The 23,442-nt window shown below is 68.4% G+C and carries 25 protein-coding genes; 10 read left to right on the top strand and 15 right to left on the bottom strand.

The genetic code is table 11. The annotated features are described in order from the left end of the window. Nucleotides 1–11: 11 nt before the first annotated feature. The 8 genes from ffh to ACWPV3_RS04775 form a co-directional block, all read right to left on the bottom strand. Entirely contained in the window at nt 12–1,541 is a 1,530-nt protein-coding gene (ffh, locus tag ACWPV3_RS04810) for a signal recognition particle protein (protein WP_453977051.1), read from the bottom strand. 295 nt (nt 1,542–1,836) lie between these two features. Continuing rightward, the gene (locus tag ACWPV3_RS04805; protein WP_453977050.1) at nt 1,837–3,213 is read right to left on the bottom strand and encodes a S41 family peptidase; all 1,377 of its coding nucleotides are present in this window, start codon (nt 3,211–3,213) and stop codon (nt 1,837–1,839) included. Between the two features lie 164 nt (nt 3,214–3,377). Next, the gene (locus ACWPV3_RS04800; RefSeq protein ID WP_453977049.1) at nt 3,378–4,457 is read right to left on the bottom strand and encodes a murein hydrolase activator EnvC family protein; all 1,080 of its coding nucleotides are present in this window, start codon (nt 4,455–4,457) and stop codon (nt 3,378–3,380) included. A 1-nt stretch (nt 4,458) separates the two neighbouring features. Continuing rightward, the gene (rlmH, locus tag ACWPV3_RS04795) at nt 4,459–4,923 is read right to left on the bottom strand and encodes a 23S rRNA (pseudouridine(1915)-N(3))-methyltransferase RlmH (RefSeq protein ID WP_453977048.1); all 465 of its coding nucleotides are present in this window, start codon (nt 4,921–4,923) and stop codon (nt 4,459–4,461) included. An 18-nt stretch (nt 4,924–4,941) separates the two neighbouring features. Continuing rightward, on the bottom strand, nt 4,942–5,376 hold the full coding sequence (gene rsfS, locus ACWPV3_RS04790; RefSeq protein ID WP_292086139.1) for a ribosome silencing factor: 435 nt from the start codon (nt 5,374–5,376) through the stop codon (nt 4,942–4,944). A 133-nt stretch (nt 5,377–5,509) separates the two neighbouring features. Then, nucleotides 5,510–6,106: a nicotinate-nucleotide adenylyltransferase gene (locus tag ACWPV3_RS04785; protein ID WP_453978503.1), complete on the bottom strand. Its 597-nt coding sequence runs from the start codon at nt 6,104–6,106 to the stop codon at nt 5,510–5,512. Between the two features lie 158 nt (nt 6,107–6,264). Beyond that, nucleotides 6,265–7,155, bottom strand: a complete 891-nt coding sequence (locus tag ACWPV3_RS04780) for an alpha/beta fold hydrolase (RefSeq protein ID WP_453977047.1) — start codon at nt 7,153–7,155, stop codon at nt 6,265–6,267. Nucleotides 7,156–7,157: 2 nt separating this feature from the next. Next, nucleotides 7,158–7,661, bottom strand: coding sequence for a Fur family transcriptional regulator (locus ACWPV3_RS04775; protein WP_312736387.1), 504 nt, complete (start codon nt 7,659–7,661; stop codon nt 7,158–7,160). Nucleotides 7,662–7,770: 109 nt separating this feature from the next. Here ACWPV3_RS04775 and ACWPV3_RS04770 point away from each other — a divergent pair, with 109 nt between their 5' ends. Further along, nucleotides 7,771–9,804 carry a TonB-dependent receptor gene (locus ACWPV3_RS04770; protein ID WP_453977046.1) on the top strand — a complete coding sequence of 678 codons (2,034 nt, stop codon included), beginning with the start codon at nt 7,771–7,773 and terminating at the stop codon, nt 9,802–9,804. Nucleotides 9,805–9,914: 110 nt separating this feature from the next. Continuing rightward, nucleotides 9,915–10,697, top strand: a complete 783-nt coding sequence (locus ACWPV3_RS04765; protein WP_453977045.1) for a SapC family protein — start codon at nt 9,915–9,917, stop codon at nt 10,695–10,697. Between the two features lie 76 nt (nt 10,698–10,773). Here ACWPV3_RS04765 and ACWPV3_RS04760 read toward each other — a convergent pair whose 3' ends face one another. The 3 genes from ACWPV3_RS04760 to phyR form a co-directional block, all read right to left on the bottom strand. Then, the gene (locus ACWPV3_RS04760; protein ID WP_292086146.1) at nt 10,774–11,181 is read right to left on the bottom strand and encodes a hotdog family protein; all 408 of its coding nucleotides are present in this window, start codon (nt 11,179–11,181) and stop codon (nt 10,774–10,776) included. Nucleotides 11,182–11,189: 8 nt separating this feature from the next. Then, nucleotides 11,190–12,209: an NADP-dependent oxidoreductase gene (locus tag ACWPV3_RS04755; RefSeq protein ID WP_313454568.1), complete on the bottom strand. Its 1,020-nt coding sequence runs from the start codon at nt 12,207–12,209 to the stop codon at nt 11,190–11,192. A 246-nt stretch (nt 12,210–12,455) separates the two neighbouring features. After that, entirely contained in the window at nt 12,456–13,250 is a 795-nt protein-coding gene (gene phyR, locus ACWPV3_RS04750; protein ID WP_292086148.1) for an anti-anti sigma factor/receiver protein PhyR, read from the bottom strand. A 194-nt stretch (nt 13,251–13,444) separates the two neighbouring features. On the opposite strand from phyR, the gene nepR reads away from it, so the two are divergent. The 5 genes from nepR to ACWPV3_RS04725 all read left to right on the top strand — a co-directional run bounded on the left by nepR (nt 13,445) and on the right by ACWPV3_RS04725 (nt 17,794). After that, nucleotides 13,445–13,645 carry an anti-sigma T factor NepR gene (nepR, locus tag ACWPV3_RS04745; protein ID WP_313454570.1) on the top strand — a complete coding sequence of 67 codons (201 nt, stop codon included), beginning with the start codon at nt 13,445–13,447 and terminating at the stop codon, nt 13,643–13,645. Beyond that, nucleotides 13,642–14,250: a sigma-70 family RNA polymerase sigma factor gene (locus tag ACWPV3_RS04740; RefSeq protein WP_292086149.1), complete on the top strand. Its 609-nt coding sequence runs from the start codon at nt 13,642–13,644 to the stop codon at nt 14,248–14,250. Before nepR ends, ACWPV3_RS04740 begins: the two co-directional genes overlap by 4 nt. 105 nt (nt 14,251–14,355) lie before the next feature. Continuing rightward, on the top strand, nt 14,356–16,053 hold the full coding sequence (phyK, locus tag ACWPV3_RS04735; protein ID WP_453978502.1) for a sensor histidine kinase PhyK: 1,698 nt from the start codon (nt 14,356–14,358) through the stop codon (nt 16,051–16,053). 43 nt (nt 16,054–16,096) lie between these two features. Continuing rightward, nucleotides 16,097–16,234 (top strand): entericidin A/B family lipoprotein, encoded by a 138-nt coding sequence (locus ACWPV3_RS04730; RefSeq protein WP_292086150.1) that lies wholly within the window; start codon nt 16,097–16,099, stop codon nt 16,232–16,234. 99 nt (nt 16,235–16,333) lie between these two features. After that, a complete protein-coding gene (locus ACWPV3_RS04725; protein WP_453977044.1) occupies nt 16,334–17,794 on the top strand; it encodes an NAD-dependent succinate-semialdehyde dehydrogenase in 1,461 nt (486 codons plus the stop codon). Nucleotides 17,795–17,800: 6 nt separating this feature from the next. Here ACWPV3_RS04725 and ACWPV3_RS04720 read toward each other — a convergent pair whose 3' ends face one another. Beyond that, nucleotides 17,801–18,187: a VOC family protein gene (locus ACWPV3_RS04720; protein WP_313454344.1), complete on the bottom strand. Its 387-nt coding sequence runs from the start codon at nt 18,185–18,187 to the stop codon at nt 17,801–17,803. A gap of 263 nt (nt 18,188–18,450) precedes the next feature. On the opposite strand from ACWPV3_RS04720, the gene ACWPV3_RS04715 reads away from it, so the two are divergent. Together ACWPV3_RS04715 and ACWPV3_RS04710 are read left to right on the top strand one after the other, a co-directional pair. Further along, the gene (locus ACWPV3_RS04715) at nt 18,451–19,500 is read left to right on the top strand and encodes a ribonucleotide-diphosphate reductase subunit beta (RefSeq protein WP_453977043.1); all 1,050 of its coding nucleotides are present in this window, start codon (nt 18,451–18,453) and stop codon (nt 19,498–19,500) included. A gap of 48 nt (nt 19,501–19,548) precedes the next feature. Next, the gene (locus ACWPV3_RS04710; RefSeq protein WP_453977042.1) at nt 19,549–20,193 is read left to right on the top strand and encodes a glutathione S-transferase family protein; all 645 of its coding nucleotides are present in this window, start codon (nt 19,549–19,551) and stop codon (nt 20,191–20,193) included. Here the strand turns inward: ACWPV3_RS04710 and ACWPV3_RS04705 are convergent. After that, complete coding sequence (locus tag ACWPV3_RS04705; RefSeq protein ID WP_292086156.1) at nt 20,190–20,699, bottom strand: hypothetical protein; 510 nt, start codon at nt 20,697–20,699, stop codon at nt 20,190–20,192. The two genes, ACWPV3_RS04710 and ACWPV3_RS04705, sit on opposite strands and share 4 nt — an antisense overlap. A gap of 153 nt (nt 20,700–20,852) precedes the next feature. Between ACWPV3_RS04705 and ACWPV3_RS04700 the strand changes: the two genes are divergently transcribed. Continuing rightward, on the top strand, nt 20,853–21,116 hold the full coding sequence (locus tag ACWPV3_RS04700; RefSeq protein ID WP_292086157.1) for a hypothetical protein: 264 nt from the start codon (nt 20,853–20,855) through the stop codon (nt 21,114–21,116). Between the two features lie 3 nt (nt 21,117–21,119). On the opposite strand, the gene ACWPV3_RS04695 is transcribed toward ACWPV3_RS04700, so the two are convergent. Together ACWPV3_RS04695 and ACWPV3_RS04690 are read right to left on the bottom strand one after the other, a co-directional pair. Then, on the bottom strand, nt 21,120–22,589 hold the full coding sequence (locus ACWPV3_RS04695) for a sensor histidine kinase (protein WP_453977041.1): 1,470 nt from the start codon (nt 22,587–22,589) through the stop codon (nt 21,120–21,122). Beyond that, on the bottom strand, nt 22,586–23,350 hold the full coding sequence (locus tag ACWPV3_RS04690; protein WP_453977040.1) for a TVP38/TMEM64 family protein: 765 nt from the start codon (nt 23,348–23,350) through the stop codon (nt 22,586–22,588). Before ACWPV3_RS04690 ends, ACWPV3_RS04695 begins: the two co-directional genes overlap by 4 nt. Between the last annotated feature and the right edge of the window lie 92 nt (nt 23,351–23,442).

Genomic DNA, 23,442 nt, shown 5'->3' with positions numbered 1-23,442 from the left:
CTCTTTCTAGATCAATTCTTCTTGGGGAAGCCCGGCAGGCCCGGAAGCCCCCCCGGCAGGTTCGGAAGTTGTCCGCCCAGGCCCGCCAAGCGGTCCTGCACGGCCTTCAGCTCGTCGGCGCTGGGCTCGGCCATCTTGCCGCCGCCCAGAGCCTTCAGACGGGCCATGTCCGGCCCGCCCATTCCACCGCCGCCGAGACCGCCCAGCATGGCGGCCATCTGCTGCATCTTCCTGGGTCCGCCGCGCGCCATCGACTTGACCATGTCGGCCATCTGGCGGTGCTGTTTCAGAACCCGGTTCACGTCCTGCACATCGACGCCCGCGCCCGCCGCGATCCGCTTCTTGCGGCTGGCGTTCAGCAGGTCCGGCTTCTTGCGCTCGGCCTTGGTCATGGACGAGATGATGGCTTCCTGACGCAGGATCATGCGGTCGTCGATGCCGCTGTCGGCCATCTGGTTCTTCATCTTCGCCACGCCGGGCAGCATGCCCATGATGCCCTGAAGACCGCCCATCCGCTTCATCCGCTGAAGCTGGCCGGCCAGGTCGTCCAGATCGAACTGACCCTTGGCCAGTTTGCGGGCCATCTTCTCGGCCTTGGCCTGGTCCAGATCCTGGCTCGCCTTTTCGACCAGGGCGACGATATCGCCCTGCCCCAGGATGCGGCCGGCGACGCGGCGGGCGTCGAACACATCCAGCGCATCGACCTTTTCGCCGGCGCCCAGATATTTGATCGGCAGGCCGGTGACGGCCCGCATCGACAGCATGGCGCCGCCGCGACCGTCGCCGTCGGCGCGGGTCAGGACCAGGCCGGTCAGGGGCAGGCGCTCGTGGAAGGCCTTGGCGGTGCGGACGGCGTCCTGACCCGTCAGGCTGTCGGCGACCAGCAGGGTCTCGACGGGCTTGGCGATGTCGGCGACCTCGGCCACCTCGTTCATCAGCCCTTCGTCCAGGGTGATGCGGCCGGCGGTGTCCAGGATGAGGACGTCGAAGCCCTGAAGCTTGGCGGCGGTCAGGGCGCGTTTGGTGATCTGGACCGCGCTTTCGCCCGCCACGATGGGCAGGGTCGCGACCTCGATCTGCTTGCCCAGGGTGGCCAGCTGCTCCATCGCGGCCGGACGGCGCGTATCGAGCGAGGCCATCATGACCTTCTTGCGATCGAACTTGGTCAGACGCAGCGCCAGCTTGGCCGAGGTCGTGGTCTTGCCCGACCCCTGCAGGCCGGCCATCAGCACGACGGCGGGCGGATTGGCGTTGGTGTTGAGGGGGACCGGCTCTTCGCCGCCCAGCATCTCGGTCAGGCCGTCATAGACGATCTTGACCACCTGATCGGCCGGCTTGACCGAGCGGATGACCTCTTCGCCGGTCGCGCGCTCGGTGGCGAAGGCGATGAATTCCTTGACGACCGGCAGGGCGACGTCGGCCTCGAGCAGGGCCACGCGCACTTCGCGCATCGCCTCGGCGACATCCTTTTCGGACAGGGCGCCGCGCCCGGTGATCCGGTCGAAGACGCCTGTCAGCCGCTCGTTCAGAGCCTCGAACATTCACTACCTCATATCGACGGGTGAAACGGCTCCATACGACAACGGCCCCCGGCGACGATCACGTCGGCGGAGGGTTCTCGCCGGGCTCGTTCTCTTTTGCGGGCTATCGGCCTTGCGGCCTACTTGAGCCCGAATGGGCTGTGCTCAAGCAGCGCGGAGCGCGGTAGCACGACAAAAAAGCTGTCGTCCCGGTGGAGACGCGAGGTTCACTTGCGTCGGAAGCGGCGGCTTATGACGGAAAACGAAGCCGAAAGCAACCGGAACGGCACGCGCCCTCCGGCGCCCAAGACGGACCTCAGGGCTTGTCCGGCGTTTCAGTCGACGGCGCTTCCGTCGGCTTGGCGGCCGCGCCCGGCTCCGTGACCACGATTCCGGCCGGGGCCGGCGACAGTTTGGACAGGTCGCCGCCCGCGCGCAGGACGTCCAGGGCGCGTTCCAACTGATAGTCCTTGTCCTTGGGGAAGTCTTCGCCCGGCGCCTCGCGCGGGATGTGCGGTCCCTTGCGTTCGGCCCCGATGGAGGCGTCCAGCGCCGTGGCGTAGGCGGCTTCCGAATAGATGAAGCTGGAGCGCGAGACGATGCGCGCCTCGGCCTCGTTGCGGGCCACCTCCAGATCCGGCTCGATGCCGATCTTCTGGATGGAGGCGCCCGACGGGGTGTAGTAGCGCGCCGTCGTGATCGACAGGGCGCCGTCCTGCCCCTGACGCAGCGGGATCACGGTCTGGACCGACCCCTTGCCGAAGCTGGTCAGGCCCACGATGGTCGCGCGCTGATGATCCTTCAGGGCGCCGGCGACGATTTCCGACGCCGAGGCCGAGCCGTAGTTGACCAGAACGACCAGCGGCAGGCCGCCGGTGATGTCGCCCGGCTTGGCCGAATAGCGCTGGATTTGCTCAGGCTTCCGGCCCCGCTGGCTGACGATCTCGCCGCGCTCCAGGAAGGCGTCGGACACGTCGATGGCGGCGTTCAGCAGGCCGCCGCCATTGTTGCGCAGGTCCAGGACATAGCCCTTCACGCCCGGCTTCTCGGTCTTGATCTTGGCGATGGCCTCGTTCAGCTCGCGGCCGGTGTTCTCGTTGAAGGTCGAGACGCGCAGATAGCCGAAGTCGCCCTCGACCCGGCCCGTCACCGACTGCACCTTGATGACCTCGCGCGTCAAGGTGACTTCCAGCGGGTCGGAGCCGTCGCGCAGGAAGGTCACCTTCACGCTGGTGCCGACCGGGCCGCGCAGCTTTTCGGAGACCTGGCTGACGGTCAGGCCCGCCGCGTTCTGTCCCTCGATGGCCGAGATGACGTCGCCCGCCTGGACGCCGGCCTTGGCGGCCGGGCTGTCGTCCATGGGCGAGATGACCTTCACCATGCCGCCGTCGGCGCTGATGGTCAGGCCGACCCCCGAATACTGGCCTTCCGTGCGTTCGCGCAGTTCGTCGTAGTTGGACGGCGGCAGATAGTTGGAGTGGGGGTCCAGCGCCGTCATCATGCCGGCCAGGGCGGCCTCGATCAGCTTCTTGTTGTCGACCGGGACGACATAGACCTTCTCGACGATGCCGACGACGTCGCCGAACAGTTCCAGCATGCGGAAGGTTTCGTTGCGCGGCGTCTGGCTGGACACGGCGGCGGCCGAGCCGCCCAGCACGAGCGCGGCGCAGCCGACGAGAAGCAGTTTACGCATTCGGTCTCTTTCGGTCGGGCCGATCATGGCGCCCGTTCTAAATGCAAGGCCCCGAAGACACGACGGAATCGTGGCGACGCGGCGTCAAACCGATAAAATCAGCGTCAGGGCGGAAAGCAAGGCGCGATTGCGGATCAGGCCGTGCGGAAGGTCTTTTCCCAGGCTCAGCGCAGCCAGGGGCCGGGGTCGATCGGCCGTTCCTCGCGCCGCAATTCGAAATAGACGTCGCCGCCCGGTCCGCTGCGACCCAGGGGCTGACCGTCCGAGACCCGCGCGTCCGACGCCACGTCCACGCTCTCCAGACCCGCGATCACGGCGCGCCAGCCGGGCCCGAGATCCAGGATCACCACCTCGCCCCAGCCGGTCAGAGGGCCGGCGTAGGCCACCTTGGCGTCGGCAGGCGCGCGCACCGTCGTCCGATCCGCACGCCAGCGCCAGCCGGGCGTCCCCTCGCCCCAGGTCTGGCTGGGGGCGCCCGCGACCGGCGGACTGAGGCGGCTGCGTCCGGCGGGCAGGCGCGCCGGCGGGACCTCCGTCTCGTCGGCCTTGGGCACGGCGCCGCCCAGGTCGCGGATACGCTTCTCCAGCGCCGCCGCCGCGCGTTCGGAGGCGCGAGCCTCGGCGTTCAGAACGGCGGTCAGGGCGGTCTTGCGCGCCGTCAGGTCCTCGATCTGGGCGCGCCGGTCGCCCTGGGCGCTCTCGGTCGTCAGCAGCCGTTCGGACGACAGCACCGCCAGCCGCCGGATGCGCATGATCTCGGCCTGACGCTCGTCCAGGGCCTTGGCCCGCGCCTCCAGCTCGGGCGTCATGGCCTTCAGGATGATGGAGGCGCGCACCGTGTCGATGGCCTTGTCCGCCGGCACCAGCAGGGGCGGGGGCGGGCGGCGGCTCATCATCTGCAGGGCGCTGAGCAGTCGGGCCTGGGCGCCGCGCTCACGGGCCAGCCCCGTCACCAGTTCGGCCTCGCGCTCGCTGAGCTGGCGCAGCCGGGCGCGCTGCTCCTCGATCTGGCGATCGTCTCGCGTTTGATCGACCCGCAGGCCGGTCAGGCGGCGCTCCAGCTGGGCCAGTTCGGTTCTGGCGGCCTCGGCGTCGGCGCGCAGGCGACGCGCGCGCACGGCCTCGTCGCGGTATTCTGCCTGCAGGCGCGGCAATTCGCCCTCGGGCGCCTGACGCCCCACGGCCGGCGCGGCGCAGACGAAGCCCATCAGCAGGGCGAGGGAAAGGGGAACCGCGCGACGCATCTCAATCGCGATGATAGGGCGATCCGGCCAGAATGGTCACGGCCCGATACAGCTGTTCGACCAGCATGGCCCGCGCCAGGGCGTGGGGCCAGGTCTGCGGCCCGAAGGCCAGGGTCGAGGACGCCGCCTGACGCACGCTGGCGTCAAGCCCGTCCGCCCCGCCGATGGCGAAGACCAGGCGCCGCTCGCCCTGGTCGCGCAGGCGGGCGATATGGTCGGCGAAGGCGCGCGAGGAATAGGCCTTTCCGCGTTCGTCGCAGGCGATCAGATGCGCGCCCTCGGCGGCGGCCAGAATCAGTTCCGCCTCCGGCGCCTTGCCCGGCTTTCTCGGCTCCAGGTCGATCAGCTCCAGCGGCCCCAGGCCCAGGGCGCGCCCGGCCAGGGTGGCCCGCCGGGCGTAGTCGTCGGCCAGGGCCGCTTCCGGCCCGCGACCGGGCCGGCCGATGGCGACGACGCCCAGCTTCATAAGGGCCGCCTCAGGGGATCAGTCGCGCGCGGTGCGGTGGGCGGAATCCACCGCCCAGATCTTTTCGATATTGTAGAAGGTGCGCACTTCGGGGCGGAACAGGTGGATGATCACATCGCCCGCGTCGATCAGAACCCAGTCGCAGTGCGGCAGCCCCTCGACCCGGGCCTTGCCCAGGCCGTGCTCCTTCAGGGTGCGCAGCAGGTGGTCGGCGATGGCGCCGACGTGGCGGTGCGACCGGCCGGAAGCGACGATCATGGCGTCGGCCATGGCGCTCTTGCCCTTCAGGTCGATGAGGACGATGTCCTGGGCCTTGTCCTCGTCGAGGCGGCTCAGCACGGCTTCTTCCAGAGGGGTCGAGCCGATGGGGCGCGGCGCGGAATCGCCGAACGCCGAGCCGGCGTCGTCGAAATCAGGGCCGTCTTCGGAATGCAGAGGTTCGATGGCGTCCATCTCGTGCTCCGTGTTCGAAACGGCGGCGTCTTGCGTATCGTACGCGGGCGAGGGGGTCAGCGGAGGGCTCCGGGAGCGTTGACTAAAGCGGACCCTTAGCACGGATGGGGCGGAACGTGAACCGCCGGCCCGATCACGACCCCGCGCGAGACGGCTTGGCGGTTCGGATGTTGGTCGAGGACAGGGGATTCAGCGGCGCCGTCAGATAGGTCCAGGCGGGCGCCGACAGGCTGGGCAACAGCCCCGCCTGCTCGGCTGGAATTCGGAAGCCGGCGAACCGCGCGGCCGCCGGCGCCGTGCGGCTGTCCAGCAGCGAGCCGGGCCGGGCGATCACCGCCACCGGCATCAGCCGCATGATGTCGGTCCAGCCGCGCCAGCGGTGGAAGTCGGCCAGATTGTCCGACCCCATCAGCCAGACGAACCGCACGCCCGGATGGCGCGCGACCAGAAGGCGCAACGTATCGACCGTCCACACCACCCCGGCCCGCGTCTCGAAGTCGGAAACGACCATGGACGGTCCGTGCGCCTGAAGCCGGGCAGAGGCCATGCGCTGAGCCAGGGGCGCGCTGTGACGGGCGTCCTTCAGCGGATTCTGCGGAGAGACCAGCCAGACCACCCGGTCCAGGCCCAGGCGCCGCATCGCCGTCTCGGCCACATGAGTATGGCCTTCGTGGGCCGGATTGAAGGAGCCGCCGAACAGACCGACCTTCATCCCCGGCGTCAGGATCAGCCCGTCGCGCAACGCCCCCGAACGGGGACCGGCGCTTCGCGGCGCGGGACCGGCATGGAAAAAGGACAAGGAGACGTCTCGGCGGTTATGCTCAGCAGGGCCGTATCATGGGGCGCGGACCCTGTCCCCGGTTTATCGTCCCGGAACGGAAAAGGCGCTCAGACTGCCGCCTCGAACAGGGCGTCGCGGGCCACCTCGGCGTGGGTCATGGGAAACAGGTGGCCGCCGCCCGCGACCGTCTCGACCGAGACATTCGGCAGACCCCGCGGATGGCGCGGCAGATGGGTCAGAGCGCCGTGCTCGGCCTTCAGGATACGCACCGGCCCGCCGTAGCGGCGCAGGGCCCGCCACGGATCGTGCGCCTGGGCGGCGTAGTTGGCGGCCTCCCACGCCGGAGCCGCGCTCAGCGTCAGACCGTCGGGCGTTTCGACCAGCCCTTCGGACAGATAGTCGGCCAACACCCCGTCCGGCCAACCCTTGAAGGCGCCCCGACCTCGATAGGCGGCCATGGCCTGGTCGCGGCTGTCGAACAGGCTGCGACGCCGCAGGGTCGCGCGGGCGATGGGAATGCCGCCCATCAGACGGTGGGCGAAGGGCAGGTTGAAGGCGAGGACCGCCGCGCGCTTCCAGATGACGGGATCGAACAGCACCAGGCTGGAGACCCGGTCCGGTCGTTCGGCGGCGGCCAGCAGCGAAGCGGTTCCCCCCATCGAATGGCCGGCCAGGACCACCGGCGGTCCGTCCAGCGTCTCCATCAGGGCCAGAAGATCGTCGCGATGATCGCGCCAGCTGGTCTTGGGCCGCGCGAAGGTGGGCAGGGTCGACCGGCCGTGTCCACGCAGGTCCGGCGCCCAGATGCGCAGCGAAGACGCCAGGGGCGACAGCAGGCTGCGGTAGGTGGCGGCGTTGAAACCGTTGGCGTGCGAGAAGATCAGATCGACCGGCCGCGCCGGATCGCCGAAGTCCAAAACCGCCATCTCGCCCGCGCCCCACCGATTGTCGATGGGGACGCTGAGGCGGCGCGGCGGCGTCAACAGGGCCGCGTCCATGATCAGGCGGCCGCTCGACAGGCCTGGCAGCGGCCGTGCGCCTCGATCGTGGTGCGCGCGATCTCGTAGCCGGCGACGGCGGCGGCGGCGTCGATGGCCCCTCGATCAGGGCCGTGCACCTCGCGCGTCGCGCCGCAACAGTCGCAGATCAGAAAAGCCGCCGCATGGCCCGCCGCGCCGTGCGGCCCGTCCGCGTGGCCAGCGCAGGCGACATAGGCGCTGATGGAGGCGATGCGGTGCGCCATGCCCTGACGCTCCAGAAACTCCAGGGCGCGATAGACGGTGGGCGGCTTGGCGGCCTGGCCGTCGGCCCCGAACCGGGCGATCAGGTCATAGGCCTTGACCGGTTCTCCGGTCTCCAGAAGCAGCGACAGCACCCGCCGGCGCGGCGCGGTCATCCGCTCCCCGGCCTGCGACAGGCGCGTCTCGGCGGCGTCCAGCGCCTGCGACAGCGCAGACCCGTGCAGGCCGGAACGGGCGTGATCGTGATCGCAGACGGTGCTCATGACGCCACAGCTAATGTCTGGACGGCTCGGCCGCAACAGAACACGGCTTGACGTCATGTGACGTTATCTCATAACAGAATCGTTCTCTTCCCCAAAAGGCTACGCCCCCATGCGTCCCATCCGCATTTCGCGCCCCCTCCTCCTGTCCGCCTGCGCCTGGACCGTCCTGGGGGCCGCCGCCCACGCCCAGACGGTTTCCGCCAATTCCGCTCCCGCCCAGGTCGACGACGTGATCGTCACCGCCACCCCCTATGGCGTGACCCAGCGCGCGACCACCATCGCCACCGACGTCCTGAACGACCAGGACCTGGCCCAGGCCCCCGCCGTCTCGCTGGGCGATCTGGTCAACGGCCTGCCGGGCGTGCGCTCGACCGACTTCGCGCCCGGGGCCAGCCGTCCGGTCATTCGCGGCCTATCCGGCCCGCGCGTCCAGGTTCTGACCAACGGCCTGGGTCAGATCGACGCCAGTTCAGTCTCGCCCGACCACGCCGTCGCCACCGATCCGGGCGAGGCGCACCGCATCGAGATCGTGCGCGGCCCCGCGACCCTGGTCTACGGCGGTTCGGCCATCGGCGGCGTCGTCAACATCATCGACGACCGCATTCCCGAGAAACTGCCGGAAGGCGGGTTGGAAGGCCGCGTCTCGACGCAATATTCCACAGTGGACAACGGCCGCGGCGCCTCGGGCCACGCCACCGTCGGAGCGGGCAATTTCGCCTTCAACATCAGTGGCGTGACGCGCCAGACCGACGACTACCGCATCCCCTCCTCGCCCATATCCCAGGCCCTGGCCGATGCGGAGGGCGTGGCGCGCGAGGACGCCGACAAACAGCCCAACAGCTGGTCCAAGCTGAACGCCTGGGGCCTGGGCGGCTCCTACATCGGCGACAAGGGATTCGTCGGCGTCTCCTACAAGAAGACCGAAAGCGAGTACGGCACGGTCGCCGAACCCGAGGTCTTCATCAACCTGGAGCAGGAACGCTGGGACGCCCGAGGCGAATACCGCTTCGACGCCGGCCCCTTCGCCAAGGTGCGCGCCTCCTACGGCCATGCCGACTACACCCACACAGAGTTCGAGGGTCCCGGCCAGCCTGGCACCATCTTCAACTCGGACGGTTGGGAGACGCGTGGCGAACTGGTCCAGCGCGCCCGTGACGGATGGAACGGCGCCGTCGGCGTCCAGGCCCTGGAGCGCAACTTCGAGGCCATCGGCGAGGAAGCCTTCGTCCCGACCACCAAGATCGACGAACAGGGCCTCTATACCGTCCAGCGTTACGACCATGACCGCTACGGCTTCGAGGGCGGCCTGCGCTTCGACCGCCGCACCCTCAGCGCCGTGCCGCTGGGCGAAACCGCCCAGGTCGAGCGCAAATTCGACAACTGGTCGGCGTCGGCCGCCGCCTTCCTGCGCCCGCAGGCCGGCCTGTTCCTGGGCCTCAGCCTGTCGCGCACCGAACGCGCGCCTAGCGAGGTCGAACTGTTCGCCGACGGCGTCCATATCGCCACCGCCGCCTATGAGACCGGCGACCGCAATCTGGACAGCGAAAAGGTCACGACCCTGGAGGGCACGGTCCATTACGACCGCGGGCCGCTGACCACCGACCTGCATCTCTATCGCGCCTGGTACGACGGCTTCATCGACGAGCGTCGCACGGGCGCCGATTTTCTGACCGACGAAGGCGAGACCTTCCCGGTCTATCGGTTCGTCCAGACCGGCGCTGACTTCTACGGCTTCGAAGCCGAAGCGTCTTACGCCCTGTGGCAGGCGGGCGAGAGCAAGTTGTCGCTGGAAGGCGCGGCCGATTATGTCCGGGCCGACACCGACCTGGGGCCGGCCGCCCGCATTCCGCCCTGGTCGGCGACCGCCCGCCTGGCCTGGACCTCCACCCTGTGGGATCTGGCCGGCGAAGTCCGCCGCGTCGGCGAGCAGGACCGGGTCACGGAGGGCGAACTGCCGACCAAAGGCTATACGATGGTCAATCTGCGCGGCGCCGTCCGTCCCTTCGCGGACCGCAACATCACCCTCTTCGCCGAGGGTCACAACCTGACGGACCAGGAAGCGCGCGAGCACGCCTCCTTCCTGAAGGACATCGCGCCCCTGCCGGGTCGCAATCTGCGCGTGGGCGTGACCTACGCCTTCTGAGGCGGCCCTTCGACGGCGTGGCGGGGCCAGTCTCCGCCGCGCCGTTTGCCGCTCGGGCGGCCATGGGCTAGAAGGCGCGCCTCTTTCCACTCCTAAAGCGTCTGGCTTTCATGACCGACACGAACAATTCGCCGCTCGAAGGCGCCGTTCTCTTCTATTCGAACCCCGAGCCGCTGGACCCCGCGCTGCACGGCGCGCTGGGCGTCAATCCGACCGACAAGCCCTACGCCTTCGTGAGTCAGACGAACATCGTGCCCTTGACGGTCACGGAATTCGCCGCCGCCGCCCTGTCCTATCCGATCATCTTCACTGGCGAGAACCGCCAGCCGGTCGTGGTCATGGGCCTGCGCCAGGGTGAAAACCTGTATGTGTCCGACGCCGGAGACTTCCGCGCCGACGCCTATATTCCCGCCTACGTGCGCCGCTATCCGTTCGTCTTCGCCGACGACAAACAGAACCAGCGCCTGATCCTGTGCATCGACCGCGGCGCCGAGATCGTGGCCGAGGGCGGCCAGAACCCGCTGTTCGTCGATGGGCAGCCCAGCGACTACACCAATATGGCGATGGATTTCTGCAACAACTTCGAGCAGGAGCGCCTGCGCACCGAAAGCTTCGTGCAGCTGCTGAAGGACCTGGACCTGCTGGACATCCGCGAGGCCGCCTTCACCCCGCGCAACCCCGACGGCACGCCCGGCGAGCCGCAGAAGCTGGCCGAATATTACGCCGTGTCGGAAGACAGGTTGAAGGCCCTGCCGGCCGAGAAGCTGGCCGAACTGCGCGACAACGGCGCCCTGGGTCAGATCTACGCCCACCTGGTGTCGCTGCTGGGCTGGGACCGCCTGATCGCCCTGGCCTTCCAGCGCCAGGCTGAGGCTCCGGCGTCGGTCAACTAAAGACCGGTTCGCGTCCAGACAAGAAAGGCCCCGCCGGTCCGCCGACGGGGCCTTTTTTCGTATCGGGGCGCGCTTTTCAGCGGCGCGAGAAGACGGCGCGGGTCAGGCAGGAGAAAATCAGCCGCCCGCCTTCGTCCAGCAGGTCGTGCTGGGCGATGACGATGCCCTTCTCGTCGCCGACCGGGTCCTTGCCCATAACCGTCATCCGGCCGCGCAGCAGTTCGCCCGCCGGCGGATTGCGCATGTAGCGCAGGCCGTCGACCGCCAGCACCTTGGTCTGGGCCCAGGCGCCGGCCTTTTCCACGGCCAGGCGGCTCCACAAGGCGTAGATCATGGCGTCGGGCGCGCCATAGGCGGTGTCCCACCCCGGCGCGAACCGCTCCACGAAGGCGTCCAGCGCGGCCTGATCGACCGCGCAGGCGCCCAGCGGCACGACCTGCCCTGTTTCCAGATCCTCGAAATGGACCAGCAGCGGGTCGCTCATGGAAATCCTCAGGCCGGTTCTTCGGAGACGCGAACCAGAAGCTTGCCGTCATGATCGCCGGTGAACAAGCGGTTCAGCGAAGAGACCGCCCCTTCCAGGCCGTCATCGACGTGGACCTTCCACTTCACCTTTCCTTCGGCCAGCCACGGCCCCATCTCGGCGACCATCTCGCGGGCGCGGCCGGCGTAGTCCAGCACCAGGAAGCCCTGGACGTTCAGACGATGGGTGATGATCCGGCCGAAGTTCGGCGCGGGCGGCGCCTTGGTCGCATTGTAGGACGACACCAGGCCGCACACCGCCATCCGCCCGTGCACCTTCAGGCGATTGAACACGGCGATCATGATGTCGCCACCGACGTTCTCGAAATTCAGGTCGATCCCATCGGGCGCCAGCCGGTCCAGCGCCACGCCGACATCCTCGTTCTTGTAGTCGATGGCCGCGTCGAAGCCGAGGTCGTCGGTCAACCAGGCGCATTTCTCGGGTCCGCCGGCGATGCCGATGACGCGACAGCCGCGCTGTTTGGCGATCTGACCGGCGATGGAGCCGACCGCCCCGGCGGCCGCCGAGATGACCAGGGTCTCCCCTTCCTTGGCCTTCAGCACGTCGGTCACGCCGAAATAGGCGGTCAGGCCCGTCATCCCCAGCACCGACATATTGGCGGTCAGCGGCAGGCCCGGCGCACGATGGACAGGGCGCACGCCCTGTTCATGGACCACGGCGTAATCCGCCCAGCCGCCCGACAGAGGCGACACGATATCCCCGACCTTGAAACGGTCGGACCGGCTTTGCTCGACCACGCCCAGGGTCAGGCCGCGCATGACCTCGCCCAACCCCACCGGCGGCAGATAGCCCTCGGCGTCGTTCATCCAGGTGCGGTTGGTGGGATCGAGCGACAGATAGAGGGTGCGGACCAGCACCTCGGACTCCTTCAGGTCCGGGATCGGGCTTTCGACCAGTTCGAGGTCTCCGGGCTGGATCAGCCCTTTCGGCCGCTGGCGCAGCACCCACTGGCGGTTCGTCTTGGTCATGGCGTCGTCTCCGTGCGTTTTCTTTGAGAACGATCCTGCCGCACCTCGGGCGCGCGGTCGATACGGCCGTGAAGAAAAAGGCGGTCCTTTCGGACCGCCTTCGAAGTGGCATCATCGAGAATGAGGTGCGGAAGGCGGCCGATCGGCTTTCGTCGATCAAGTCGGGGGCGTATCCGCCTCCGCATGCCGATAACGGCGACGGCTCGATCCGGTTCCCGCGTCCGATCCTGTTTTCGACGGCGCGCCTCAGGCGGCTTCCTTCTGGCGCGACGGGTGGAAGAACAGGGCCTGACTGATCGCCGCCTTCACCGTTTCCGGCTGGAAGGGCTTGGTGATCAGGAAGGTCGGCTCGGGCCGTTCCCCGGTCAGCAGGCGCTCGGGGAAGGCGGTGATGAAGATCACCGGCACGTCGATCCGCTTCAGTATGTCCTTCACGGCGTCGATGCCCGACGAACCGTCGGCCAGCTGGATGTCGGCCAGGACCAGGCCCGGCTTGTGACGCGACACGGCCTCGACCGCCTCGTCATAGGTGGTGGCGGCGCCCGTGACGCGGTGGCCCAGTTCCTTCACCAGGCTCTGGATGTCGGCGGAGATGATGGCCTCGTCCTCGATCACCAGGACGTCGGTGGCCAGTTCGGCGTCGATGTCCGACTGGGCGTCGGCGATCAGACGTTCGATCTCGCGCGGGTCGGCCGACAGGATCTGGGCGGCTTCCGACGGGGTGAACCCTTCCAGCGCCGTCAGCAGGAAGGCCTGGCGTGAGCGCGGCGCGATCCGCATCAGGCGACGCGAGGCGTCGTCGCGCACCTCGACGTCAGAGGCGTCTTCCAGCTGGGCGCCGGTCGAGGACCAGATGGCGTGGAACACATGGTACAGCGCCACGCGAGGCGTCATGTCCGGCGACAGCTGCTGCTCGCCGGCGGCCAAGGCCTCCAGCGCCACGCGCACGTAATTGTCTCCGGTCGCCTGATCGCCGGTTAGCGCGCGCGCATAACGACGGACATAAGGCAGGTGCGGCGCAAGTCTGGCCAGAAGGCTCATTATCGATAGTCCCCGACATACGGCCCCTATACGGAGGGGCGCTACAGTTTCGGCAAACGTATCAAATGCATCACGGTTCCGCCCTACGGAATAAGCTTGAGCATAAAATCCCAAAATGGGAGGAACCCGCCCGGCAAGGGCACGTTATCGGCCCTACATCATCTGCGAAAAGTTCGGTGGGCGGTATTCCTTCAATGATTGACTCCTCAGACTCCTCGCGGCCCGTCGCCGGCAAGACGCAGGGAGCCGGGCTGGAGGAAGCCCGCCTCCGCCAGCAGGCGATCGGTGTGAAGCTGCGCCACATGTTCGACGAGGTGGTCAATGAGCCGGTGCCGGACGAATTCCTGGAAATCCTGAAGCGCGCCGACGCCAAGGCGTCCGGCGGTGACGCATGAGCGCCCGCCTGGGCGCAGAGCCCAAACCGCCGTCGGCCGATGACAACGCCTTCAAGACAGAGCTGGTGGCGCTGATCCCGCACCTGCGCGCCTTCGCGCGCACCCTGACCGGCGATCCGACCGCCGCCGACGACCTGGCGCAGGACGCCATGATGAAGGCCTGGGACGCCCGCGCCAGCTATCAGATGGGCACCAACATGAAGGCCTGGACCTTCATGATCCTGCGCAACCAGTTCTATTCCGAGAAACGTCGGTCATGGCGCCAGTCGCAGCTGGACCAGGAGGCGGCCGAACGCACCCTGGTCGCCGTCGACGACCCCGAGGCGCCGGTCGCCCTGGACGAACTGCGCCAGGCCCTGAAGACGCTGCCGGAAGAACAGCGCGAAGCCCTTATCCTGGTCGGCGCGGGCGGCTTCGCCTACGAGGAGGCGGCCGAAATCTGCGGCTGCGCCGTCGGCACGGTGAAAAGCCGGGTCAGCCGCGCGCGCCGCGCCCTTCAGGCGGCCTTGGAAAAGGGCGGCTACAGCCGGGACGGCCAGGCCGCCGGCGAGGCCATGCGCTCCATCCTGGGTGAGGCCGACAGGCTGGCCGGTTCCCGGTCCTGACGACCGGTGGCGGACGCGAGCCGATCCGAAGACGCGGTCCCGGTCGTCCGTTTCGGCCGAAAATGGAACACGCCCCGGTTTCAGGGCATCCGCTTCCGCCTGGGCATGGCCATGGCCCTCGCCCTGCTGCCGATCTTCGTGCTCAGCCTGATCCAGACCCAGGCCGACTTCCGCGAACAGCGGGTGCAGCGGCAGGTCGACCTGCAGCTGGCGGCCGAACGCAGCGCCACCAACGCCAAGTCCAGGCTGGACAGCGCGCAGGTTCTTCTGCGCGCGCTCAGTCCCGACGCCCTGGGCCCCTATTGCGCGCCGCGCCTCGCCGCCCTGGTCGACCAACTGGAAGGGTATGAGGGGCTCTATCGCCTAAGCCCGACAGGCGAGGCGGTCTGCGCCTCCGGCCGCTCCGACGGCCGGCCGTCCGCCCTGTCGCCGGCGACCGGATCCGACTGGTTCCGCCGGCTGCGCGACGGAGAGGGCCTGGTCGTGGTGCGGGCGCCGGCGGGCGCGGGTTATCCCTCGGCACTGATCGTCGCCATCCGCTCGGAGCGACCGATGGGGCGGTTCGACGGCGCGATGGCGGCCGTCATTCCCCTGTCGTCCCTGCAGCCCGACACCACCGACGCCGCCCTGCCCGCCGGGTCGGAAGCCGCCCTGACCGATAGCGAAGGCCGCATCCTGATCGCCAGCCATCCCGACGCCATGCGCCTGTCCGGCGGCCGCGACGTGTCCGGCTGGGTGGATCGCGCACGGGATCAGGGCTCGGCGGTGTTCGAGGCGGTGGACAGCCGGGGGCACCGGCGCGACTACGCCGGCGCGGTCCTGGCCAGCGGCGACATCTATGTGCTGCTGTCCGCGCCCGCGCCCGGCCTTCTGTCCTGGGCGCGCCTGAATCCCATCGGAGCCCTTCTCCTGCCGCTGGGGGCCTGGCTGACCGCCTTCGCAGCGGTCATGCTGCTGTCCGAGCGGATATTCATCCGCTGGCTGGACTATCTGGAGCGGATCGCCGCCATCTACGCCAAGGGACGGTTCTCGGTGCGCCCGCTTCAGGCCATGAACGCCCCGTCCGAAATCCGCACCCTGGCCCGCACCCTGGACGAAATGGCCGAGGCCATCACCGTCCGCGATCAGGAGCTGAACGCCTCACTGGCCGAGAAGGACGCGCTGATGCGCGAGATCCATCACCGGGTGAAGAACAATCTTCAGATCATTTCGTCCCTGCTGTCGATGCAGCAGCGCGGCGTGACCGATCCGGCGGCGAAGGCGGCTCTGGGCGACACGCGCCAGCGCATCTCGGCCCTGGCCCTGATCTACCGCACCCTCTACCAGAGCGACGACATCCGCCACGCCGACGCCCGCGACTTCCTGACTGAACTGGTCGGACAGCTGATCGCCGCCGACGCCGGTCGCGGGCATCTTGTGCTCAGTTCGGTCCAGGCCGATTCCCTCTATGTCGATCCCGACAAGCTGGCGCCCCTGGCCCTGTGGCTGGTCGAGGCGGTCAGCAACGCCCAGAAGCACGCCTTCGCCGGGCGAGGCGGCGAACTGAAGGTCCGCTTCAAGGTCAATGGCGACACCAGCACCCTGGAAGTCGAGGACGACGGCCCCGGCGCATCGGACGCCGCCGAAGCCGGGGTGGGCCGCACCCTGATGGGCGCCTTCGCCAAACAGCTGCGCGGCGAGGCGGAAATGGTCGAATCGCCCTCTGGCGGCACGACGGCCCGCATGACCTTCGTCACGCCCGAGGCCCTGATCCCCAACGATCCCGCCGACAAGGCCGGAACCGCAACGCAGAGCTTGCGTTAGAAGGCCGAACCGGCGCGTCGCGTCGGCAAATTGGAGAGTTCACATGCGCAAGATCTTCGTTCTGGCCGCTGTCGCCGCCGCCCTGACCACCGCCGCCTGCAACACGATCGCCGGCGTCGGCCGCGACACCCAGGCCGCCGGCCAGGCCGTGACCGGCGCCGCCAACGACGCCAAGCACTGATCGTTCACGGGACGGCGACCGCCGCTCCCTGACGATACCCAAGGCCCCGTCTCCCGGCGGGGCCTTTTTGCTTTTTCGACCCGATTTCTGGAGATCGCCGTGACCCCTGCCGCCCGCGACGCCGGCCTGTCCCTCCTGCGCCAACACGCCCTGATCGCCGGGGAGCTGATCGCGGCGAACGGCGCCGGGGTGGCGGTGGACAATCCCGCAGACGGGGCCCTGCTGGGCCATGTGCCCGATCTGGGCGCCGCCGAGACGAAGCGGGCCGTCGCCGCCGCCGTGGACGCCTTCACCGACTGGTCGCGCGGCGATCCGCATGAACGTGCGGCCTTCCTGCGGGCCTGGGCCGCGCTGATCGACGAGAACACCGAGGCCCTGGGCGCCCTGTGCGCCCTAGAGAACGGCAAACCCTTCGAAGAGGCCAAGGGCGAGATCGCCTACGCCAACGGCTTCATCAAATGGTTCGCCGGCGAGGCCGAACGCCTGATCGGCGAAACCCAAGACAGCCCCCTGGGCCATCTGATCCTGACCTATCGGGAGGCGGTCGGCCCCTGCGCCCTGATCACGCCGTGGAACTTCCCCGCCGCCATGCTGACGCGGAAGCTGGGCCCCGCCTTCGCCGCCGGCTGCACCGCCGTGGTCAAGCCGGCCAGCCAGACGCCGTTCACCGCCATCGCCCTTGCCGAGTTGGCCTATCGGGCCGGTCTACCCGCCGGCGCCCTATCCATCGTGACCGGCGAGGCCGCCGTCATAGGCAAGGCCCTGTGCGACAGCCCCGACATCCGCAAGCTCAGCTTCACCGGCTCGACCGGCGTGGGCCGCAAGCTGGCGGAACAGTGCGCCCCCACCCTGAAGCGTGTGTCGATGGAGCTGGGCGGCGCCGCGCCCCTGGTCGTCTTCGCCGACGCCGATCTGGACCTTGCGGTCGCCGAGACCATCAAGGGCAAGTTCCGCAACTCGGGTCAGACCTGCGTCTGTCCCAACCGGGTCTATGTCGAGCGTCCGGTCGCCGAGGCCTTCGCCGAGAAACTGGCGGCCCAGGTCGCCCGCCTCCCGGTGGGGGATGCGTTCCAGCCCGGCGTCAAGGTCGGCCCGCTGATCGACGACAAGGCCCTCGATAAGGTCGAACGCCACGTCGCCGCGATCCAGGCGGACGGCGGCCGCATCCTGACGGGCGGCGCGCGTCATGCGCTGGGCGGCCGCTTCTTCCAGCCGACCGTGACCCTGGGCGGCGACGACCGCCTGTTCCGCGAGGAGGAGACCTTCGGCCCCATGGTCCCGGTCTTTCCCTTCGACACCGAGGCCGAGGCGCTGGAAAAGGCCGACGCCAGCGAATTCGGCCTAGCCTCCTATCTGTTCACCCGCGACCTGGATCGAGCCATGCGGTTCAGCCGCCGCATCGAGGCCGGCATGTGCGGCGTCAACACCGGCCTGATCTCCACCCCCGTCGCCCCCTTCGGCGGGGTCAAACAGTCCGGCTACGGCCGCGAGGGCTCGATCCACGGCATCGACGAATATGTGAACGTTAAGACCGTCACCCTGGCGCTGAAGTCGGCCTGACTGTGGTCAGGGCTGATTGAAGACGATGGCCAGCTTGTTGCCCGTAGGGTCGCGCAGATAGGCCGCGTACCAATGCGGCCCATAGTCCGGGCGCGGTCCCGGCTCGCCCTCGTCGGCGCCGCCGTTCGCCATTGCGGCGGCGTGAAAGGCGTCGACTTGAGCGTGATCGCGCGCCGTAAAGGCCACCATCATGCCGTTGCCGACGGTGGCGGGCGCGCCGTCGAACGGCTTGCATACCCACACCGATTGCCCCTCGCCCTTTCCGTCCAGCGAATAACCGCGCCATTCGCCGAAGGTCATGTGCGCCTTCCAGCCCAGCGTGCCCAACACGGCGTCATAAAAGCGGTGCGCGGTCTCGGCGTCGTTCGCGCCGATCGTGACGTAACCCAGCATGTCGTTCTCCCTGTCTGCCGGAAGCTTCGCCTTATTGAGGGAACACATCAAGAACAAATGTGCCCAACACGCCATACGCCAGCCCGCCTGTCGTCTCATCCCCAGGCCAAGCTTGCATCATCCCCAATTTCCTCCGTCAGAACCACAACATATAGCGCCATAGAAAAAAGTGATCACAACATAGGTGATTTCCGGCTTGGCGCCGTCGCCGCCGTTGCGCATGGTGATCGCCTCCTTCCGGATTCGTTTCAGGTCTCGCCCCGATGAACGCCATCACCCCGATCATCCGTCCCGAAGCCGCCGGTCTTCTGACCCCGTCCGTCGCCTACAAGCCCTTCCGCTATCCGTGGGCGTTCGACATGTGGAAGAAGCAGCAGCAGGTCCACTGGATGCCCGAAGAGGTGCCGCTGGGCGAGGACGTCAAGGACTGGGCCTCGACGCTGAACGACGGCGAGCGCAACCTGCTGACCCAGATCTTCCGCTTCTTCACCCAGGCGGACATCGAGGTTCAGGACAACTACATGGAACGCTACGGTCGGGTGTTCAAACCGACCGAGGTGAAGATGATGCTGGCCGCCTTCGCCAATATGGAGACGATCCATATCGCGGCCTACGCCCTGCTGCTGGAAACCATCGGCATGCCCGAGAGCGAGTTCGGCGCCTTCATGGAATACGAGGCCATGCGGGACAAGCACGACTATATGGGCCAGTTCGGGGTCGATACCGACGCCGACATCTGCCGGACCCTGGCCATGTTCGGCGGCTTCTCCGAAGGGGTTCAGCTGTTCGCCTCCTTCGCCATGCTGATGAACTTCCCGCGCCAGAACAAGATGAAAGGCATGGGCCAGATCGTGTCCTGGTCGGTGCGCGACGAGAGCCTGCACTGCGAGGGCATCATCAAACTGTACCACGCCTTCAACAAGGAGACGGGCGCGGTGACGCCCTCGGTGGCCGACGACATCGTCGACTGCTGCAAGACGGTGGTGAACATGGAGGACAAGTTCATCGACCTGGCCTTCGAAATGGGTTCGGTCCAGGGCATGACGCCGGACGACATCAAGCAGTACATCCGCTTCATCGCCGACTGGCGCCTGCGTCAGTTGAAGCTGCCGGAAGTCTATGGGGTGAAGGAAAACCCCCTGCCCTGGCTGCAGTCGCTGCTGTCCGGCGTCGAACACGCCAACTTCTTCGAGGCTCGCGCCACCGAATACTCCAAGGCCGCGACGCAAGGATCCTGGCACGGCGCCGACGGCGTCTGGACCGAGTTCGACCGCATGATGGCCCGCCGCGACATGAGCCTGGTCGCGGGCTGACACCCATCGCCTTTCAGGCGTAGGCTCTGCCGAAAGGGAGAGCTTGCCATGACCGAAGCCGAGATCGTCTTCTACACCAATCCCATGTCGCGTGGACGCATCGTCCGCTGGATGCTGGAAGAGGTGGGGCGGCCCTATCGCACCGTGGTGCTGGACTACGCCACGACGATGAAGTCGCCGGATTATCTGGCGATCAATCCGATGGGCAAGGTGCCGACCGTCACTCATCGGGGCGCGGTCGTCACCGAATGCGCCGCCATCTGCGCCTATCTAGCCGACGCCTTTCCCGAAGCGAACCTGGCGCCCGCGACGGACGATCCGCTGCGCGGCGCCTATTACCGCTGGATGTTCTTCGCCGCAGGGCCTGTCGAGGCGGCAGTGACGGCCAAGTCCGTAGGCCTGCTGCCGCCGCCCGAAAAATCCACCATGGTCGGCTACGGCTCGTTCGATCAGGCGGTGGAGACCCTGGACTACGCCGTGTCCCAGGGCGGCCCCTGGTTGTTGGGCGACCGCTTCACCGCCGCCGACGTCTATGTGGGCAGTCAGGTCTCCTGGGGCCTGATGTTCGGAACCCTTCCGACCCGTCCCGTCTTCCAGGCCTACGCCGAGCGTTTGGCCGCCCGTCCGGCCGCGGTTCGCGCGCGAGAGATCGACGACGCCCTGGTCGCGGCCCAGAAGAAGGGCGGGGCTTAACGCGGCCCAGGCGTCGGGGCCGCGCAGGCGCTGCGGACGCCCGATTCGCATAGGCGCACCTGCTCGCGCCAGGCGGCGTAATCGCGGTCGTACTGTTCCTGGGCGGCGCGGGTCGCCTGGGCGGCGGCGTGAGCCTGTTCCTCGTTGCGGCGCACCTCGGTCTGATAGCGGGCCAGGGCGGCGTCATAGTCCAACTGGGCGGCCGCGTCCGCCTTGTCCGCCGCATCGTTGGCCGCGGCGATCCGGTCGTTCAGCCTGCGGGTCTCGGCCATCTCCGCCTCGCTCTGCTGGGAATCGGGCGCGCGGTGATAGGCCTCTCCTCGCGCCTTCAGCACGGCGTCGCGCGACGCCGGGTCGGACGGGTCCGGCAGGGCGCGCTGATCACGATAGGGGTCCGCGGCGGCCGGGCTCTTGGCCTGACCCGCAGCGGCGGCCGAAAGGGGCGCGGCCAGAAGAGCGGCGGTCAGGACCATCCCGATCGGGGCGGAGTTACGCAGGGCGATCATGGGGGCTTCTCCAAAGAGGCGGACGATCCGGCGGCCGGCTAGCTTGGCCGTTGAAGCGCCGATCCGCAACAACGCGCCGCACATGAAAAGGTGGCGCACGGTCTCGCTTCGCGGCATGGTTCCGGCGACCTTAGCGCACATTCGAGACACCCCATGATCCTCAGCACCGCGTCCGGCGACTATCCCATTCCGGCCGAGGTCGCGCGCCAGCTGCCGAACGTGCCCGCCCTGCCCGATCCGACAGCGCCGGACGCGCGCCTGCAGATGGAGGATTTCCGCCACTGGCTGGACGCTTCGCCCGAGCATGCCATCGACTATGAGCGGCTGCGGCGCTGGCATCTGGTGCAGGAAGAGCTGGCCGCCCAGGCCAAGACCGAGAACCGTCCCTTCGTCGTCTCGGACGACGGCCTGGAATAGGGCTCAATCCGGCAGGCGCAGTTCGAAGGTCGCGCCGCCCTCGCTGGCGACCAGCCTCAGGTCGCCGCCGTGCAGGGCCGCCAGCTCGCGCGAAATGGTCAACCCCAGCCCCGTTCCGTCCGAACTCTTGGAACTGACGAAGGGCTCGAACAGCCGTTCGGCCAGGCGCGACGGAATACCCGGCCCGTCGTCGGCGATGCGGATCACGCAGAATCCGTCGTCACCGAAGGCGCTGACGGTGATCGCCCCCTTGCCACGCCGCTCGGGGGGACGGCCTGGATCCGCCTCGATGGCCTGTCGCGCGTTCCGCATCAGATTGACCAGGATGCGATACAGTTGATCCGGATCGGCCTCGACCGCGAACCGGGGCGGCAGTTGCTTGATCAGGCGCACTCCTTCGGGATCCAACCCGGCGTCCTCGGCCGCCAGGGTCAGGGCCTTGGTCAGGACGACGCGGGTCTTCTGCGGCGCCGGCTCCTCGCTCTTGCCGTACTCCAGAACATTGCGCGACAGGGCGGCCGCCCGGCTCAGCGCCCGCTCCAGCCGCGGCAGAGCCTTGGCCACCTGCGGGTCGGCCGAGGTCGCCAGCCGCTCGGACGCCATCTGGGCCGAGGTCAGCATATTGCGCAGGTCGTGGTTGATCTTGGCCACGGCCTCGCCCAGCGCCACCAGGCGGGCGCGCGAGCGCAGGGACTGGCGCACCTCGTCCTGCATCCGCGCCAGTTCGCGCTCGACCCGGCCGATCTCGTCGTGCCGGTCGGAGGGCGCTTCGGGATCGCTCTCGGGGTCGGCGGCGAACCGCTCCATCGACCGGGTCACGCGCCGCAGCGGACGCAGCACCAGAAGCGCCAGGCCGCCATAGAGCAGCGCCCCGGCCGTCGCCGACACCAGCAGCGACACCAGAAGACTGTTCAGCAGAAAGGCCCGCAGTTCGATCTTCAGCGGCTGAGCCGGGGTGACGATCTCGATGAAGTCGCCCGACCGGTAGCGCGGCTTGGCCTGAACCCGCAGCGAGCGGTCCGGATGGCCGAACAGGGTGCGCCACGGATCGGTCAGCCGCGCCCAGGTGTTCTCGCGCCGCAGATCGATCAGTTCGGGCGCGCGCGGCAGGTTGGGGGCCTGAAGCAGCAGCCGGCGCACCCCTTGTTCGGTCAGGGCCACGGCCTGAACCCCGCCGATCCGCATCAGCTCGGCCGCCGTGTCGTCCTCCACCGCGCTATAGGGCAGGGCCTCAACCCCGACCGAGGCCAGTTCGGCGGCCTGCAGACGGTCGCGCAGCCAGCGTTCGTGGAAGGCCGCCAGATTGGGCGCCAGAATCACCGCCTCGACCGCCAGGGTGAAGGCGACCGTCAGCAGCAGCAGCCGCGCCGACAGCCCGTCCGGCGCGCGCGGGCGCAGACGTTCGCGCCAGGTCTCGGCCGCCTCGGGCGACAGGCCCAGCCGCCCGGCGATCCGGTCGAACAGGGCGCTCACGCCGCCCGCCCCCCAGCATCCCTGGCCCCGGCGCGCCGGTCGCGCGCCATCTGACCCAACTTCAGTCCCAGCGGCAGCAATAGCGACAGGAAGACCACCCCCATCAGAGGCCAGAAGAACTGCTTCAGCAGCATCGGCAGGTCGGGCCGCACGCCCGCCTTCAGAAGGTCGCCCAGCTCGGACCCGATCCAGGTGTAGATGAAGGTGGACGGCAGCAGACCCACGAAGGTGGCGACGATGTAGGGCCTCAGCGGCACCGCCATCATCCCCGCCGTGGCGTTGACCAGAACGAAGGGCACGCTAGGGATCACCCTGAGGGTGAACAGGGTGGTGAAGGCGTTGCGGTCGATGCCCTTGGCCAGCCGGTCCATGAAGCCCGCGTCCGCCGCGAACTTGGCGCGCAGCCACGTCCCGATCGAGGTGCGATAGACGCAATAGATGACGACCGAACCGATCGTGGCCCCCGTCGACTGGGCCAGGGCGCCGACATAGGGACCGAACATCATCCCGCCCAGCAGGGTCAGGAACACCGGCCCCGGAATGGTCGAGGCGGTCGCCAGGGCGTAGACGCCGATGAAGCCCGCCAGGGCGATCCACCAGTGGTCGCGCGCATAGGCCTGAAGGTTCAGCCCGTGCTCGCGCAGCATGTCCATCGACAGATAGCGATTCCAGCCCAGGGCGAAGAAGGCGACGGCCAGGCCGGCGACGGCCGCCAGCGGCAGCAGCCGCAAGGCCCATTCCTTCGCCGTTCGTTTCGCCATACGCTCTTCGTTCCCGAAATGCCGGCCGAGCGTTGACTCGCGCGACCATGCGACTTATACGCCCGCCCTTCCTGCGGCGGACGCCCTGTTGC

This window comes from Brevundimonas sp. Marseille-Q4549, from assembly GCF_976940555.1.
Note: the sequence above shows the minus strand (reverse complement) of the source record. Positions and strands in the feature narration are given on the sequence as shown.